18 protein-coding genes and 1 tRNA gene are annotated in these 15939 nt (G+C 74.4%); 14 read left to right on the top strand and 5 right to left on the bottom strand.

The window, feature by feature from the left end:
• Positions 1-30 precede the first annotated feature (30 nt).
• On the bottom strand, positions 31-1296 hold the full coding sequence (locus NXY84_RS14450) for an acyl-CoA thioesterase/BAAT N-terminal domain-containing protein (RefSeq protein WP_258723767.1): 1266 nt from the start codon (positions 1294-1296) through the stop codon (positions 31-33).
• A 205-nt stretch (positions 1297-1501) separates the two neighbouring features.
• Between NXY84_RS14450 and rplU the strand changes: the two genes are divergently transcribed.
• The 12 genes from rplU (at position 1502) to NXY84_RS14390 (ending at position 10634) form a co-directional block, all read left to right on the top strand.
• Positions 1502-1813: a 50S ribosomal protein L21 gene (gene rplU / locus NXY84_RS14445; RefSeq protein WP_211254616.1), complete on the top strand. Its 312-nt coding sequence runs from the start codon at positions 1502-1504 to the stop codon at positions 1811-1813.
• A 61-nt stretch (positions 1814-1874) separates the two neighbouring features.
• Complete coding sequence (rpmA, locus tag NXY84_RS14440) at positions 1875-2129, top strand: 50S ribosomal protein L27 (protein ID WP_034635467.1); 255 nt, start codon at positions 1875-1877, stop codon at positions 2127-2129.
• A gap of 130 nt (positions 2130-2259) precedes the next feature.
• A complete protein-coding gene (gene obgE / locus NXY84_RS14435; RefSeq protein WP_258723766.1) occupies positions 2260-3774 on the top strand; it encodes a GTPase ObgE in 1515 nt (504 codons plus the stop codon).
• 28 nt (positions 3775-3802) lie between these two features.
• Entirely contained in the window at positions 3803-4966 is a 1164-nt protein-coding gene (gene proB / locus NXY84_RS14430) for a glutamate 5-kinase (RefSeq protein WP_258723765.1), read from the top strand.
• A 320-nt stretch (positions 4967-5286) separates the two neighbouring features.
• Complete coding sequence (locus tag NXY84_RS14425; protein ID WP_258723764.1) at positions 5287-5829, top strand: GNAT family N-acetyltransferase; 543 nt, start codon at positions 5287-5289, stop codon at positions 5827-5829.
• A 73-nt stretch (positions 5830-5902) separates the two neighbouring features.
• A complete protein-coding gene (locus tag NXY84_RS14420) occupies positions 5903-7267 on the top strand; it encodes a glutamate-5-semialdehyde dehydrogenase (RefSeq protein WP_258723763.1) in 1365 nt (454 codons plus the stop codon).
• Between the two features lie 61 nt (positions 7268-7328).
• Complete coding sequence (locus NXY84_RS14415) at positions 7329-7481, top strand: hypothetical protein (protein WP_258723762.1); 153 nt, start codon at positions 7329-7331, stop codon at positions 7479-7481.
• Positions 7482-7537: 56 nt separating this feature from the next.
• Entirely contained in the window at positions 7538-8140 is a 603-nt protein-coding gene (gene nadD / locus NXY84_RS14410) for a nicotinate-nucleotide adenylyltransferase (RefSeq protein WP_258723761.1), read from the top strand.
• The gene (locus tag NXY84_RS14405; RefSeq protein ID WP_258723760.1) at positions 8133-9413 is read left to right on the top strand and encodes a hypothetical protein; all 1281 of its coding nucleotides are present in this window, start codon (positions 8133-8135) and stop codon (positions 9411-9413) included. The genes nadD and NXY84_RS14405 overlap by 8 nt, the downstream gene beginning before the upstream one ends.
• Positions 9414-9421: 8 nt before the next feature.
• A complete protein-coding gene (rsfS, locus tag NXY84_RS14400; RefSeq protein WP_141372698.1) occupies positions 9422-9808 on the top strand; it encodes a ribosome silencing factor in 387 nt (128 codons plus the stop codon).
• Entirely contained in the window at positions 9805-10479 is a 675-nt protein-coding gene (locus NXY84_RS14395) for a histidine phosphatase family protein (RefSeq protein WP_258723759.1), read from the top strand. Before rsfS ends, NXY84_RS14395 begins: the two co-directional genes overlap by 4 nt.
• A 79-nt stretch (positions 10480-10558) precedes the next feature.
• Positions 10559-10634: transfer RNA gene (locus tag NXY84_RS14390), tRNA-Ala, on the top strand.
• A 123-nt stretch (positions 10635-10757) separates the two neighbouring features.
• Here NXY84_RS14390 and NXY84_RS14385 read toward each other — a convergent pair.
• Complete coding sequence (locus tag NXY84_RS14385; RefSeq protein ID WP_258723758.1) at positions 10758-11165, bottom strand: RidA family protein; 408 nt, start codon at positions 11163-11165, stop codon at positions 10758-10760.
• Between the two features lie 79 nt (positions 11166-11244).
• Between NXY84_RS14385 and NXY84_RS14380 the strand changes: the two genes are divergently transcribed.
• Positions 11245-11628, top strand: coding sequence for a winged helix-turn-helix transcriptional regulator (locus NXY84_RS14380; protein ID WP_258723757.1), 384 nt, complete (start codon positions 11245-11247; stop codon positions 11626-11628).
• Here the strand turns inward: NXY84_RS14380 and NXY84_RS14375 are convergent.
• Both NXY84_RS14375 and NXY84_RS14370 read right to left on the bottom strand, forming a co-directional pair.
• Positions 11531-11836 (bottom strand): AAA family ATPase, encoded by a 306-nt coding sequence (locus NXY84_RS14375; RefSeq protein WP_258727222.1) that lies wholly within the window; start codon positions 11834-11836, stop codon positions 11531-11533. The genes NXY84_RS14380 and NXY84_RS14375 overlap by 98 nt on opposite strands.
• Before the next feature lie 216 nt (positions 11837-12052).
• A complete protein-coding gene (locus NXY84_RS14370) occupies positions 12053-12463 on the bottom strand; it encodes a VOC family protein (protein ID WP_258723756.1) in 411 nt (136 codons plus the stop codon).
• Between the two features lie 1074 nt (positions 12464-13537).
• On the opposite strand from NXY84_RS14370, the gene NXY84_RS14365 reads away from it, so the two are divergent.
• Positions 13538-15349, top strand: coding sequence for a hypothetical protein (locus NXY84_RS14365; protein WP_258723755.1), 1812 nt, complete (start codon positions 13538-13540; stop codon positions 15347-15349).
• A gap of 165 nt (positions 15350-15514) precedes the next feature.
• Here NXY84_RS14365 and NXY84_RS14360 read toward each other — a convergent pair whose 3' ends face one another.
• The gene (locus NXY84_RS14360) at positions 15515-15709 is read right to left on the bottom strand and encodes a hypothetical protein (RefSeq protein ID WP_258723754.1); all 195 of its coding nucleotides are present in this window, start codon (positions 15707-15709) and stop codon (positions 15515-15517) included.
• Between the last annotated feature and the right edge of the window lie 230 nt (positions 15710-15939).

Genomic DNA, 15939 nt, shown 5'->3' with positions numbered 1-15939 from the left:
CCCTCGCGACGCCCTCCGGTGGACCGTGCCTCAGCGCACGGACCGCCGGAGGGCGTCGTCGAGCGCGGCGGAGAACGCGACGCGCGCGCGGTGCGTCGCCTGGGCGGTCTCCGGGTCGTCGAGCCCCACCGGGACGAGCGGCGAGGCGGTCACGAAGTGGTCGGCGTCCTCCTCGTAGACGAGCGCGTGGTCGCCCGGCCGCAGCGCCTCGAGCCGGGTCGAGGCGTGCACCGCGTACGTGCAGGAGGGCCACAGCGAGTCCTGGCCGCCGCACGCGAGCACGACCGGACCCCGGATGTCCTCGACGGGCACCAGCGGCGATCCCGCGGGCACGTCACCCGGCGGGTAGTCGGAGAGGGCGCCGGCGCGCAGCCGGGGCAGCGGCTCCCCGCCGAGCGTCCACGCGGTCCCGCAGCGCGCGGGGCTGCACACGAGCGCGTTCGCGCCGACGGGCGCGATCGCCCCGTGCACGAGGTCCGGCCGGTGCGCCGCGAGCCACAGCGCCATCTCGCCGCCGCGCGACGTGCCGTAGGCGAGGACGCGCTCGGGGTCGACCCCGGGCTGGGCGCGCAGCCAGTCGAGCGCGCGGAGGAACGTCTCGACGGGCACCTCGTCCAGGGTCGCCGGCTGCCCCGGGCCCGCGAAGTACGAGATCGCCAGCGCGGGGTACCCCCGGTACGCGGTGAGCGCGGCGTCCTCCTCCGCAGCGGCGATCCCGCCCTCGGACCCGCCGAACACCAGGACCGCGGGCACGGGCTGCGCGGGGTCGGGCGTCCAGGCCGTCGGCACGGCCCAGCGCCCGACGATCCCGTCCTGCTCGACGGGCTCGACGCGGACCTGGGAGAGGGCGTCGTCGCGGCGCAGGTCGGCGGACGCGACGACCTCGCCGTCCACGTGCGCGGTCAGGTGCACCGTGTGCTCCCGGGTGAACCACGCGTCGGACCGGGCGGCGGCGTCGTCCGCGGGCTCGACGGGGGCGAGGGTCCAGAACAGCCCGGTGCCGTCCGGCTCGTCGAACGGCGCCCGCTCGGGCTCGGCGGTGTCGAGCTCGACGCGTCCGTCCTCGTCGGCGGTGTACGTCGCGGACGAGCGCCACGTGAGCTCGGAGCGCACCTCGGAGCGCACCTCGACCGTCTCGCCGGGCGGCAGGCCGGTCACCGTGAGGTGCACCGGGTCGAGGTACCGCTCCGTCGCCCCGTCGACCACGATCCGGGGCTCCCGGTCCGGGGTGCACCCGGCGAGCGCGAGCCCGACGAGGGCGACGACAGCTGCTCCGACGGCCGTGCTGCGGTGCACCGCGCCCCCCTCATTTGACCGTGCCAGATGCGTTCCGTACTCTTGAACGTCGGCGCGTTTGTTACGCGCCGGTTGTGCGTGCACCAGGTACCGAGAGCATCCCGCAGCGTGCTGCGAGGGCGCCGGCCGTGTGATGCGGCTCCACCGTACCGAGCACGCCCCCGACTTGTGTGACTGAGTTCGACGAGCAGAGATGAGCAGCAACGTGGTGTACGCGATCGTGAAGGCTGGCGGCCGCCAGGAGAAGGTCGCCGTCGGCGACGTCGTCGTCGTCGACCGTCTCGCCGCGCAGGCCGGCTCGACCGTGGAGCTCACGGCGCTGCTGCTCGTGGACGGGGACAAGGTCACGACCGACGCCCAGGACCTCGCCAAGGTGAAGGTCACGGCGGAGGTCGTGCGGGCCGAGAAGGGCCCGAAGATCGACATCCTCAAGTACAAGAACAAGACCGGCTACCGCAAGCGCCAGGGTCACCGTCAGCAGCTGACCCGCCTGAAGGTCACCGGCATCGACAACTGAGTGCGCGCGGCTCCGTCGGCTGCGGCTCCTCCCCGTCTCTGAGCACGAAAGCAGGTTCGTCATGGCACACAAGAAGGGCGCGAGCTCCTCGCGCAACGGTCGCGACTCCAACGCGCAGCGTCTCGGCGTCAAGCGCTTCGGCGGTCAGGTCGTCAAGGCCGGCGAGATCATCGTCCGCCAGCGCGGCACGCACTTCCACCCCGGCATCAACGTCGGCCGCGGGGGTGACGACACCCTGTTCGCGCTCGCGCCGGGTGCCGTGACGTTCGGCACGCGTCGTGGCCGCAAGGTCATCGACATCGTGACGGCGGCCTGAGCCACCACAGCACGTTCGTCGGAGGGGCGCACCGAGGCGGTGCGCCCCTTCGTCGTGTCAGGATCGACCCACCGGGATCCTCCGCGGTGGTCATGCACGGGGCCCGACCGGCTCCGGGAAGAGGTGTCCGATGGCGACGTTCGTCGACCGTGTCGTGCTGCACGCCACCGGCGGTGACGGTGGGCACGGTTGCGTCTCCATCCGCCGCGAGAAGTTCAAGCCGCTCGCCGGCCCGGACGGCGGCAACGGCGGCCACGGGGGCAGCATCATCCTCGAGGTCGACCCGCAGGTCACGACGCTGCTCGAGTACCACCACTCGCCCCACAAGCACGCCCCGTCGGGGGGTCAGGGCATGGGCAACTACCGCCAGGGCTTCACGGGCGAGGACCTCGTGCTGGGAGTGCCCGACGGCACCGTCGTGAAGTCGCCGACGGGCGAGGTGCTCGCCGACCTCGTCGGGACCGGCGCCCGGTACGTCGTCGCGGCCGGCGGCCACGGCGGGCTCGGCAACTCCGCCATCGCGTCGCCGAAGCGCAAGGCGCCCGGCTTCGCGCTGCTCGGGGAGCCCGGCGACACCCAGGACGTCGTGCTCGAGCTCAAGACGATCGCGGACGTCGCACTCATCGGCTACCCGAGCGCCGGCAAGTCGAGCCTCGTCGCCGCGATGTCGGCGGCGCGGCCCAAGATCGCGGACTACCCGTTCACGACGCTCGTCCCGAACCTCGGCGTGGTGCAGGCCGGCTCGTCGCGCTACACCGTCGCGGACGTGCCGGGGCTGATCCCCGGCGCGAGCGAGGGCAAGGGTCTCGGCCTGGAGTTCCTGCGGCACATCGAGCGGTGCGCGGTGCTCGTGCACGTGCTCGACTGCGCGACCCTCGAGCCGGGCCGCGACCCGCTGAGCGACCTCGACGTGATCGAGCACGAGCTCGCGGCGTACGGCGGAGACATCGGCATCGAGGGCGGCCGGGTGCCGCTCATGGAGCGCCTGCGCATGGTCGTGCTCAACAAGATCGACGTCCCCGAGGCGCGCGAGCTCGCCGACCTCGTCAAGCCGGACCTCGAGGCGCGCGGCCTGCAGGTCTTCGAGATCTCCGCGGTGAGCCACGAGGGCCTGCGCCCCCTGACGTTCGCCCTCGCGGAGCTCGTCGAGCAGGCGCGGCGTGAGGCACCCCAGCCCGAGCCGACGCGCGTCGTCCTGCGGCCCAGGGCGGTCGACGAGTCCGGGTTCACGGTCACGAAGCGCACCGACGGCCCGCACGACTACTTCCAGATCCGCGGGGTCAAGCCGGAGCGGTGGGTGCGCCAGACGGACTTCACGAACGACGAGGCCGTCGGCTACCTCGCGGACCGCCTCGCGCGGCTCGGGGTCGAGGAGAAGCTGTTCGCCGCGGGCGCCGTCGCGGGCGCGGAGGTCGTCATCGGCGACGGGCCCAAGGCGGTCGTGTTCGACTGGGAGCCGACGCTCCTGACGGGCTCGGAGCTGCTCGGGGGCCCGCGCGGGACGGACCTGCGCATCGAGGAGCGCTCGCGCCCCACGCGTGGTGAGAAGCGCGTCGAGTACAAGGAGCGCATGGACGCCAAGGCGGAGGCGCGCGCCGAGCTGTGGACCGAGCGCGAGGCCGGCGTCTGGACCGACGAGTCCTGACGGCGGCCGGGACGGGCACAATGCGTCCGTGAGTGCTGCCGCCCCCCTCCTGCACCGACGCGAGCTGCCCGACGCCGTCCGGGTCGTCGTCAAGGTCGGCTCGTCGTCGCTCACGACGCCCGACGGGCACCTCGACCCCGAGCGCGTGCGTGCGCTCGCCGAGGTGCTCGCCGACCGGCACGCCGCCGGCGGTCAGGTCGTGCTGGTCTCGTCGGGTGCGATCGCCGCCGGGATCGGCCCGCTCGGGCTGCCGGCACGCCCGCGCGACCTCGCGACCCAGCAGGCCGCCGCGTCGGTGGGGCAGGGGCTGCTCGTCGCGCACTACGCGAGGGCGTTCGCGGACCGGGGCATCCGGGTCGGGCAGGTGCTGCTCACCGCGGACGACACCGTCCGGCGCGGGCACTACCGCAACGCCCAGCGCGCGCTCGAGCGGCTGCTCGACCTGGGCGTCGTCCCGATCGTCAACGAGAACGACACGGTCGCGACCGACGAGATCCGGTTCGGCGACAACGACCGGCTCGCCGCCCTCGTCTCGCACCTCGTGCGCGCGCACGCGCTCGTGCTGCTCACCGACGTGGACGGGCTGCACACGGGCCCGCCGTCGCGGCCCGGCTCCGTGCGGATCCCCGAGGTCCGCGGCGAGCACGACGTCGCGGGCGTCGACGTGACGGCACGGGGGAGCGCCGTCGGCACGGGGGGCATGGTGACCAAGCTCGAGTCGGTGTCGATCGCCTCGGGCTCCGGGATCCCGGTCGTGCTCACGTCGGCCGCGAACGCCCGTGCGGCGCTCGCGGGCGAGGACGTCGGGACGTGGTTCGCCGCGACGGGGCGCCGCGCGTCCACGCGGCTGCTGTGGCTCGCGCACGCGGCCCGCACGCGCGGGCGGCTCGTGCTCGACGACGGTGCGGTGCGGGCGGTCGTGGAGCGCCGGACGTCGCTCCTGCCCGCCGGGGTCACCGCGGTCGAGGGCGACTTCGAGGCGGGCGACCCGGTGGCGCTGACCGCCCCCGACGGGACCGTCGTCGCCCGCGGGCTCGCGGCGTACTCCTCGCAGGAGGTCCCGGGCCTGCTCGGGCGCACGACGTCGGACCTGCGCGCCGAGCTCGGGCCGGGATACGACCGGGCCGTCGTGCACCGCGACGACCTCGTGCTCGTCCGACGCCGCGCGTCGGCGGTGCCGCGACCGCGCTGACGCCGCTCCCGCCGGACACCCCTCCCGCGTCGCCCGGTCTCGGGATGCGGGCGGCACCGGCTCGACGTGTTGACCCCGGCGCGGCCCCAGGCCTAGGTTCGGCGGCGGTCGCGTACGGTCCCGGCCGCCCGACTCACGTCCGGGTGCGGCCGGCGCCGACGCAGCGCTGCACCTGCCCGTCCACCGCGGGCACGTCGTCGAGGGGGACACATGAGCACGGATCGCACGCGCGCGCCCGAGCAGCGCCCACCGGCGTCGGCGGGCGGCGGCTGCCGCGCCGACCTCGCACCGACGCGGGCGCGGCGATGATGGCCGAGCCGGTGCACACCCCGTTCCCCGACCAGGCTCCGTCGGTCCTGCGCGACGAGCTGCGCACCCGGATCGCCGCCTGGGGGCACCCGCACGCCGCCGAGCTGCGCGAGCGTCTCGCCGACGAGCTGCGCCACCGCTCGGCGCCCACGGCGGGCGGTCCGGGTCAGCGCCGTGCCCGTCCCGACGGGACCGACCCGTCGTCGGTGCTGCTCACCGTCCTCGTGTACGACGGCAGCGACGCCGTGGCGACGGCGTCGCTCCAGGAGCACGACGGCCGCTACGAGGTGACCCGGCTCTACGTCGTCCCCGTGCGGCGCCGGCGCGGTCTCGCGCGTCGCGTGCTCGCCGAGCTCGACGAGTTCGCGCGTGCCGCCGGCGTCGCCGAGATCGTCATGGGCGTCGCCGACGAGCTGCACGAGCTGCGGGCGCTGTGCGTGCACGACGGCTGGGTCCGCGTCGCGCCGTTCGGCGGGCACGAGGGCGAGTGCTACGCGAGCCCGGTGGACACCTCGCGCGTCGGGGCCTCGCTCGCCCGGGCCGGCATCGCCTGACGGCCGACGGCCGCGGCTGTCCGGACCGCGGGAGGCTCCCGTGCGCCGCTGCCTGCGGGGCTACCCTGGCCGGATGACCACCTCGCTCGAGACGACGTCGGCCGCCGCGCCCGGAGCGGCCCCCCTCGCCGCACCGCAGCCGTCGCCGGCGGCGGACCCGGCCGGACCGGGCACGGACGTCACCGAGGCCGTCCTCGACGTCGCCCGTCGCGCCAAGGTCGCCTCGCGCGCGCTCGCGACCGCGACCCGGGCCACCAAGGACGCGGCGCTGCTCGCGCTCGCGGACGCGCTCGTCGCCGCCTCGGCCGAGATCGTCGCCGCGAACGCCGAGGACCTCGAGCGGGGCCGCGCGAACGGCACGTCCCCGGGGCTGCTCGACCGGCTCGCGCTGACCGACGAGCGCCTCGGGGCGATCGCCGACGCCCTGCGCGAGCTCGCGGCGCTGCCCGACCCGGTCGGCGAGGTCGTGCGAGGCTCGACGCTCCCGAACGGCCTGCGGTTGCGCCAGGTGCGCGTGCCGATGGGTGTCGTCGGGATGATCTACGAGGCCCGCCCCAACGTGACCGTGGACGCCGCCGGGCTCGCGCTCAAGAGCGGCAACGCGGTGATCCTGCGCGGTGGCTCGGCCGCGGCGCGCAGCAACGAGGTCGTCGTCGACGTCCTCGGGCGCGCGCTCACCTCCCTCGGCCTGCCGGCCGACCTCGTGCAGTCCATCGACGCGCACGGCCGCCCCGGAGCCGTCGCGCTCATGCACGCGCGCGGGCTCGTCGACGTCCTCGTCCCGCGCGGGGGAGCCGACCTCATCCGCACCGTGGTGCAAGAGTCGACCGTCCCCGTCATCGAGACCGGTGTCGGCAACTGCCACGTCTACGTCGACGCGAGCGCGGACCCCGCGACCGCGCTCGCGATCCTGCTCAACTCCAAGACCCAGCGCGTCGGGGTGTGCAACGCCGCCGAGACGCTGCTCGTGCACGCCGACGCGGCGCCCGCGTTCCTGCCGTCCGCGCTCGTCGCGCTCGCGGAGGCCGGGGTCGTCGTGCACGGCGACGACGCGACCGCGGGCCTCGCGCCCGACGACGTCGACGTCGTGCCCGCGACCGACGAGGACTGGGCGACCGAGTACCTCTCGCTCGACCTGGCGGTGCGGGTCGTGCCCGACCTCGACGCCGCGCTCGAGCACATCCGGACGTGGACCTCGGGGCACACCGAGGCCATCGTCACGCGCGACCTCGCGGCGTCCGAGCGGTTCGTCGCCGAGCTGGACTCCGCGGCGATCATGGTCAACGCCTCGACCCGGTTCACCGACGGCGGCCAGTTCGGGCTCGGCGCCGAGATCGGGATCTCGACGCAGAAGCTGCACGCCCGGGGTCCGATGGGGCTCGGGGAGCTCACGACGACGAAGTGGGTCGTGCACGGCGACGGGCACGTCCGAGCCTGACGCCCGACCCGGACATGCGACACTGGTCGCTCCGACGAACAGCCTTCTCAGGAGGATCGACGTGCACTCCGTTCTGCTGGCCACCCAGGAATACGCCGAGCACGGCACCGCACTGACCGTCTCCCCGGTCGTCTTCGGGCTCTCCGCATTCGGCGGCCTGATCGCGATGCTGCTCGTGACCTACGCGTTCCGGAGCGTCGGCACCCGCCACTGAGCGCCAGCGACCAGCCTGCGACCAGCCAGCGAGGACGAGAGCGAGGAACCCGACCGATGACCCAGCGACGACTGCGGCTCGGCGTGATGGGTGGCACGTTCGACCCCGTCCACCACGGGCACCTGGTCGCCGCGAGCGAGGTCGCCGCGGAGTTCGAGCTCGACGAGGTCGTCTTCGTGCCGACGGGGCAGCCGACGTTCAAGCAGCACCAGGACGTCACGCCCGCCGAGCACCGGTACCTCATGACGGTCATCGCGACCGCGTCGAACCCGCGCTTCACGGTGAGCCGGGTCGACGTCGACCGCGCCGGGCTGACGTACACGGTCGACACGCTGCGCGACCTGCACGAGGCGCGGCCCGACGCAGAGCTGTTCTTCATCACGGGCGCGGACGCGATCGAGCAGATCCTCAGCTGGAAGGCGCCCGACGAGCTGTTCGAGATGGCGCACTTCGTGGCCGTCAACCGACCGGGGCACACGCTGTCCACCGACGGGCTGCCTGCGGACAGGGTCAGCCAGCAGGAGATCCCCGCCCTCGCGATCTCCTCGTCCGACGTCCGCGCACGCGCTCGGGGTGGAGCGCCTGTCTGGTACCTGGTGCCGGACGGGGTCGTCCAGTACATCGCCAAGCACGGTCTGTATCGAGGTAACGATGAGTGAACCCGGAGAGCGCCGCCGCCGCCGCGAGGCCGAGCGGACGACCGACGTCGGCCCCGACGGGCAGGGCAGCGGCGGTCCGCCGTCGCGCCGCGCGATGCGCAGCCAGCCCGTGCAGTCGGTCGGGCCCGACGGCAGCGCAGGCGGTGGGCCGTACCAGGTGCCCGGAATGGGTGCCGAGTCCGCGGCGATGCGCTCGCGCCGCACGATCCGCGACACGTCCCTCGAGCCCTCCGGACCACGCGCGCCCCAGCCGGGCGCAGCCCCGGCCCGTCCCTCGGGCGCTCCGGGCGCAGCGCCGGGTGCCTGGGGCGCCGCGCCGGGGGCACCGGCAGCAGCGCCCCGCACGCCGCAGGCACGCCCCTCCGGGCCGGCACCGAGCACCGCCCGTCCGTCGTACCCGGGTCCTGGCTCGGCTCCGCGCCCGTCGTCGTCCGGTCCCACCGCCCCCGGTCCCGCGCGGCCCGCTGCCGCGCAGCCCGGTCCGGCCCGCGGCACCGGCTGGGCCGGTGCGGCAGGTGCGGCGCCCGCGGCGTGGGGTTCCTCGCCGCAGGAGCGCCCGACGACGCAGCGGCCCGGCGCAGCACCGTCCTACCCGGGCGCGCCCGGCGGCGCCGGCTTCCCCGGCAGCGGTGGACCCGTCCGCTCGGCGGCGCCCGCACCGGCGGTCCCTGCCGCCGCCCCGACCCGCCCGCCGGTGTGGGGCTCGCCCGGCGCCGGCCCGGCCGGCCCCGCGGATGCCCCCGCGGGTGGCCCGGCGCCCCAGGCACCGACCCGGACGAGCAGCCCGAGCGCACCCGCGGCCGCCCCGGCGCCGTGGGGTTCGACGACCGCGCAGCGTGGACCGTCGTGGGCCGCGGCGGCGGGCGCCGCACCCGCGGACGCCACGACCGTCGACGCCCCGCCCGTCCCGACCGACGCCCCGTCGGGCGCCGGGTCCTGGTCGCCGGGCGCAGCCGCCGCCGAGGAGGCACCCGCGGGTCCGCGCTGGGGCTCGCTCGCGAAGGCCGACCCCGCGCGCCCGGACGGTGGACGCCCGGACCCGGTGCGGTCGACCCGGCCCGTCGACGACCTGGACGACGAGGACGACGACGAGGACGACGAGCGCCCGTCGCACCCGTACACCTGGCTCCAGCTGCTCGTGCTCGCCCTGGTCGCGTTCGTGCTCGGCTTCCTGATCGTGCTGCTCGGCAGCCGCGGGAGCGACGACGCGTCCGGCGCCACCCCGACCCCAGCGACGGCCAGCGCCGTCGTCGGCCACACCACCACCACCTGAGGAGACCCGTGCCGGCAACCGAACGCGCCGTCGAGCTCGCCGTCGCGGCAGCCCGCGCCGCTGCCGACCTGAAGGCCGACGAGATCATCGCGCTCGACGTGAGCGAGCAGCTCGTCCTGACCGACGTGTTCCTCATCGCCTCGGGCACGAACGAGCGGCAGGTCGGCTCGATCGTCGACGCCATCGAGGAGTCGCTGCACAAGCTCGGCTCGAAGCCGCTGCGCCGCGAGGGCAAGTCGGAGGGGCGCTGGGTGCTCATCGACTTCGGCGACGTCGTCGTCCACGTGCAGCACGCCGACGACCGCGTGTACTACGCGCTCGAGCGGCTCTGGAAGGACTGCCCGGTGATCCCGCTGCCCGACGACATCCGGGACGGCGACGGGGCGGTGCAGTGAGAGCTGGCCGCCTGCTGCTGTGGCGGCACGGACGGACCGCGCACAACGCGGAGGGCCGGCTCCAGGGCCAGTCCGACATCCCGCTCGACGACGTGGGCCTGTGGCAGGCGCGCACGGCCGCGGCTGCGCTCCTCGCCCGGTACAAGCCGACGAAGATCGTCGTGTCGGACCTCGGGCGCGCCCGGGCGACGGCCGAGGCGCTCGCGGAGCAGGCGGGGCTCGACGTGGTCGTCGACCCGCGCGTGCGCGAGCGGTCGTTCGGTGCCTGGGAGGGGCTGACGGCCGCCGAGATCGGCGAGCGGTGGCCCGAGGAGCACGCCGCCTGGGCGGCCGGCGGTGAGCCGACCCGCGCGGGCGGCGAGGCGCGCTCGACCGTGGCGGACCGCATGGTCGAGGCGGTCAACGAGCACGCCGCCGGCCTCACCGACGGCGACACGCTCGTCGTGGTCTCGCACGGCGCGGCGATCGGTCTGGGGGTCGCGGGGCTGCTCGACCTGCCCGCGGACTGGCGGGGCATCGTCGGTGTGAGCAACGCGCACTGGGCCGAGCTCCGTGCGGCCCGGGGGAGCGCCCCGCACACGTGGCGGCTCACGGGCTACAACCTGGGACCGACCGACGCGTCGGCGGACTGGAACGCCGGGCCCGACCAGGAGGCCCGCGACCCCGATTAGCGTTCGGGGGCAGGTCTCGCCTAGACTTCACGACGCCCGCAAGGGCGGTGACGACTCGCTCCACGGGGTGAGGCTTCACGGGGCTGTGGCGCAGCTGGTAGCGCACCTGCATGGCATGCAGGGGGTCAGGGGTTCGAGTCCCCTCAGCTCCACCACTCGAAGGGCGCTCGACCGGACCGGTCGGGCGCCCTTCGTGCGTTGCAGGGCGCGTCGCGGGTCGCCGCGCGGTTCGTGCGCTCTCGAGCCGGGCTGCGAGCAGCCGCCCCGTCCGGCGGACCTCAGTCGAGCACGGCGTACGCCTCGACCTCGACGAGCACGTCGGCCTCGAACAGGATCTCGACACCGATGAGCGAGGCGGGGGGCATCGGCTGCGGCAGGTCGAGCTCGCGGGCCACGAGGTCGACGCCCGCCATGAACTCGCCCATCTTCTCCGGGGACCACCGGGTGACGAAGAAGCGCAGGCGCACGACGTCCGCGAACGTCGCACCCGCGGCGGCGAGCCCGCGGGCGGTGTTGCGCAGCGTCTGGGCGACCTGGCCGGTGAGGTCGTCGGCCAGGTCGCCGGTGTCGGGGTCGCGGCCGATCTGCCCGGCGACGTGCACGTGGCGGCTGCCCGTCGAGACGGAGACGTGGGCGTAGGGGACGGGCTGGAGCATGGACTCGGGGGACAGCAGCTGCACAGGCACGAGCGTCTCCTTGCTTCGAAGGGGTAGGTACCCCATGTCTACCTAGTGGCCGAAGGGAACTTCAACGACACTAAGTTCCGTGAACGACACCACCCCCACCGGCGACCCCGCCCTGCTCCGGGTCGACGCCCCGCACCGCGAGCTGCTCGATCAGGTCCTCGACAAGTGGTCGCTGCAGGTGCTCGACACGCTGTGCGGGCGGCCGCTGCGGTTCAACGAGCTGCGCCGCGAGATCCCGGCAGTCGGGCAGAAGTCCCTCACCGCGACCCTGCGTCGCCTCGAGCGCAACGGCATGGTCGAGCGCGTCGTGATCGCCACACGGCCCGTCGCCGTCGTGTACCGGATCACCCCGACAGGGGACACGCTCAACGAGCTCGTCGACGCGCTCCTGCGGTGGACGACGGTGAACCTGCCGGAGGTCGAGCGGGCGCGGGCCCGATTCGACGACGACGAGACGCGGTGAGCTCCGCGGTCACGAGGGCGGTCAGGTGGTCGTGAGCGCGCTGTGCTCCGGGGGTGTCCCACTCCCGGAGGAGGATCCGGCGCACGTGGTCCTGCTCGACCAGTGCGGTGCCGCGGCCGGGCTCGGCGCGCAGCGCTCGAGCGATCGTGCTCTTCCCGGCCCCAGAGGGTCCCCCGATGATCACGAGCCGTGTGCCAGCTGCCCACATCCAGGGGCGGTGCGCGGTCTGCTCGATCGACCACGCGCGGACGAGGCCGAGCCCGATCGCGCCGCCTGCGGCGGCGATCACGGTCAGCACCGGGGTGAGCGTCATCGCACGGTCGGTCGTCCCGGTGAGTCGAGCGCGTCAGCGGGTTCGGGGTGTCTGCGCTCATCGGTGAGCCCTCGTCGTGGGTGCGGACGCCGGACCGGTACGTCCGCGCGTTCAGTGGCCTTCGTCGCCCTCGAACCCGATCAGCCAGTGGAGGCCGAAGCGGTCGATCACCTGCCCGTCGGTCGCGCCCCAGGCCCGCGTCTGCAGGTCGTCCATGATCTCTCCGCCCTCGGAGAGCGCGTCGAACCAGGCGCGAAGCACGGAGGGTGCTGACGCCCCGAGCAGCGAGAGCATCAGTCCCTGGCTCTTGAGCGAGGGCTGGTCCCCGGCGACGTCGGCTGCGAAGAGCGCGACCGGCCCGTCCACGAGGTACCCGTGGGCGACGGCATCCGCCGGGCCGTCGGTCCTGCCGAACTCCTCGAAGGTGTGGAGCTGTGCGGCGCAGCCGAAGACCTCGGCATAGAAGGTCAGAGCGGCACGAGCCGTGCCCGGGAGGTGGATGTAAGGCGTCGGTGCGGTCATGTGAGCCTCCGTGGGTGAGCCAGTCGGGCGGAGGCGACCGCTGGTGCCGCTCGCCATCCCGAACCGCCGGACCATCCGGGGTACTGGGACGACGAACGGCGACCTCTCGCGAGGACACTCTGGTGCCGCACGTACCCGTCCGGGCGGTTCTCGACCGGGGGTGTCCTCGGGAGCGGCTGGCGTACGTCGTCTTCGCTCCCTGTGGGAGGGCGGCCCCATCGCGCCAGTGCGCCTGCATCCGCCGTCTCCTCAGGCGCGCAGGTCGCTCTCACTCGTGCGGCGCCGTCGGAGGGCACGATCTCGCGCGGGCCAGGGACGGTGGTCGGTGCACCGGACGGCAACCTGACGTGGTCGCTCCCGTCAAGATGCGACCGTTCGAGCACCTGGACGCGGCATGCCCGTCCGGGTACGCCACCTGGACGCTAATCGTGCACCTGGCGCTGCCCACGTCACCTTCAGTGGCCGCCGTGCGCAGCGGTCGGATGATGCAACACGCGGAGCGCAGTCGGGGGGTGGTGCGCACATGGAGCGGTCCGTGCGGCAGGGGTGCGAGAGTGAGACCAACGCGCCCGCTCGCCCCACCAGAGCGGAGCAGCGGGTCGTCGTCGACCCCCGGAGCAGCGTCCTGGCGCTGCAGCGGGCAGCCGGCAACCGCGCGGTGACGGAAGCCCTCCGCGGGGACGCGACCGTGCAGCCCTGCGGGGGCGGCGCGTGCTCGGGGTGCGCCGGCAAGTCGAGCGGCGACATCGAGGAGAGCGCGGGCGGCACCTCGGTGCAACGCACCGCGGGCGCGTCGCCGCGCACGCCCGCAGGGTGGTCCTGTCGTGCCACGCCCGGTCGCCCGGCGTTCCCGGTCGGCCGCGACGGCGCGCCCGCGGGGCAGCGCGGCGCGTCCGGGCCGCGCGGGGGGACGACGGTCGCTCGCATGCGGGCACTCCGGCAGCAACCCGCCGCACCCACCCCGCACGCGACGGTCCAGCGCGACTTCTTCGACGATGCGATGGCGAGGCGTCGAGCCTCGCGAGCTCGGCCGACGAGGCGGTGTCAGACGCCGCGTCGAGCGTGGGTGACGCGGTGACGTCGGCCGTGGACGCCGCCGGCGACGTGGCATCGTCGGTGGTGGACACCGCGTCCGACGTCGCAGGCGGGATCGCCGACACCGCGTCCGACGTCGCGGGCGGGATCGCCGACGCCGCGTCGTCAGCCGCCGAGACGGTGTCGGACGCGGCTGGTCCCGTCACCGACGCTGCGGGCGTCGCAGCGGACGCGGTCACGGACGCTGCCGGTGCGGCATTCGCCGCCGCCAGTGCGTCCGCGTCGGGGCTCGCCCGTCGGTTCGGCGGCACAGTGACCCGCACCGGCTCGAAGCTCGTCATCACGCTCCCGCGCTACCCGCTCCTCGGCGCCCGGACCACGCCGCTCGTCTCGCTGCCCTCGGCGTCCGTGCGACTGCCGTTCCTCGGCGCGGGCACCGCTGTCGGCCCGGTCCTCCTCGAGGGTGACATCGGGGTCGAGGTCGCGGTGCGCCCGGATGCGATCGCGATCGTCGGACCCGCCGACGTGCGTGGCGTGCGCATCGAGGTCGACCCGCTCGCCGGCACCGCCTCGGCGACGGGCACCCTGCACGCCTCGGGCTCGAACAGCGTCATCGCCCCGGTCGAGGCGGGCCTCGATGCCCAGATGACGGCCATCGTCATGGTGGGCGAGGCGCCAGTCCCCGTGCGCGCGGACGCGTTCGGCGGGCTGCGGCTCGCGCTGCGCGGTTCGGGGCTCGGGTCGATCGACGAGGCCGTGACGCTCGCCTACTCGGGCGGCGCGCTCTCGCTGGACACTCTCAGCACCCTCAAGCTCGGGGCGCGCATCGACGCCGAGCTCGACGCGGTGGTGCACGTGGGGCTCTACGGCCGACCGCTGTGCGTGTACACGTGGCCGCTCGGGAGCTGGCTGCTCGCCGAGAACGCCGAGCAGTTCCAGCTCCCCGTCTCTTTGGGATACGCGAGCGGCTCGCCGTCGTTCTCGTTCGGGCCGGTCGCCAGCAAGCCGATCCCGGTCACCGACATCGGGGCGCGGCTGCCGACCGTACCTCGCACCCGGGACTGCTCGCCGTTCGACCGCGTCATCGAGATCCTCTGCGCCGAGGGGATCCTCCCCGCGGAACTGTGCGCCCTCGGCGGGCACGGCGGGAGCGGCGACTTCGGCGGCGACGGCGGCATCTCGCCGCTGCCGATCGTGCCGCCCGTCGTGCCAGGCGGTGGTGGAGGAGGGCCCGGCGGCGGCGGGGCTGGACCCGGCGGTGGCGGCGGTCCTGGCGGCGGCGGGCCGGGGCCCCTGAGCGGGGTACCGAGCGGACGCAGCCGGTCCGACCCCATCCCGCTGACCTGGTTCAAGCCGCTCCCGCTCTACCCCGACCCCATCCGCCTCACCCCCAGCTCGGGCGGCCCCCACGACTACGAGATGCAGGAGCCTGGGCAGTTCGTCGAGCCAGGTCACGACATCGGGGTCGAGAGCCAGTACATCCCGAGCCGGCGCAAGGTGATCCGGCTCGAGCACGTCCTCCAGGACGACGACCGCGGCCCAGCCGTCGACCGGTTCCGTTCACTCCTCCAGCGGCACGGACGCTCCATGACCGGCGAGGACGCGGACCACGTGCTCGACCTCGGCTGGGGAGGCGACGACGCCCCGGAGAACCTCTGGCCGCTCGACGCCACGACGAACCGGGACGCCGGCCGTGCCTTCCAGAACTTCCGGATCACCTACGCCGTCGAACCCGGCCAGGCACCGACGCCCGCCACCACGAACGTGCCGCTGGGAACCGCCTCACGCGCGCCCGGCGCCGAGAACGCCGTCGGGCGCTTCTTTGTCATCACGGGCTTCGCGCGTCCGTGACGGAGCGTCAACGGCTTCGGACGACCTCGCCCGGCGCCGCCGTCGTGGCCAGGCTCCCGCGCATGTCACATGAGGCGAAGAAGGACGGACCGTGGCGTCGCAACCGGGATGACGCTGGGTGCAGGGATCGGGGCCGCGATCGGCGCAGCGACTGGCGAGGCGTGGTCAGGGCGTGAAGCCGCGCCACCAGGTCTCGTCGCGGGCGAGGGTCTCGTACCGCTCGAGCGTGCTGAGGACGTAGGTGGTGAAGACGTCAGGCAGGCGCACGGCGTGGTCCTCGACGTAGTGGACGAGTCCTTCCGGCCAGATCTTCGTGCCGTCACGGAGCTCGAGGTTGTCGTTGTCGCGGCGACCGCACATCCGACATGGTGACCACCCCATGCAGGCGCGGTGAAGGTAGCCCCGGCATCCTGCGACGTCCCGCCGAACCGGTAGCCGGTCACGATCGCGCCCCGCTCGTGCGACGCGGCTCCTGGGATGTCGGTGGTCATCGCACCAGTGCGCTGAGCGCGTCAGCGCGATGTGCTGTGCTCAAACGATCGTTGCACTACCTGCACCCTCCCTGCCGCAGGCGCGTGAGCGCGGCTCCA

The sequence above is a fragment of the Cellulomonas sp. NS3 genome (assembly GCF_024757985.1).
Taxonomy (GTDB): domain Bacteria; phylum Actinomycetota; class Actinomycetes; order Actinomycetales; family Cellulomonadaceae; genus Cellulomonas_A.
This window is presented reverse-complemented; position numbering and strand designations above follow the sequence as displayed.

Coding starts and splice junctions, on each gene's coding strand:
- nadD (WP_258723761.1), top strand. CDS start 7,538: ATGACCCAGCGACGACTGCGGCTCGGCGTGATGGGTGGCACGTTCGAC.
- NXY84_RS14360 (WP_258723754.1), bottom strand. CDS start 15,709: ATGTGCGGTCGCCGCGACAACGACAACCTCGAGCTCCGTGACGGCACG.
- NXY84_RS14420 (WP_258723763.1), top strand. CDS start 5,903: ATGACCACCTCGCTCGAGACGACGTCGGCCGCCGCGCCCGGAGCGGCC.
- NXY84_RS14405 (WP_258723760.1), top strand. CDS start 8,133: ATGAGTGAACCCGGAGAGCGCCGCCGCCGCCGCGAGGCCGAGCGGACG.
- rpmA (WP_034635467.1), top strand. CDS start 1,875: ATGGCACACAAGAAGGGCGCGAGCTCCTCGCGCAACGGTCGCGACTCC.
- obgE (WP_258723766.1), top strand. CDS start 2,260: ATGGCGACGTTCGTCGACCGTGTCGTGCTGCACGCCACCGGCGGTGAC.
- NXY84_RS14370 (WP_258723756.1), bottom strand. CDS start 12,463: ATGACCGCACCGACGCCTTACATCCACCTCCCGGGCACGGCTCGTGCC.
- NXY84_RS14375 (WP_258727222.1), bottom strand. CDS start 11,836: ATGTGGGCAGCTGGCACACGGCTCGTGATCATCGGGGGACCCTCTGGG.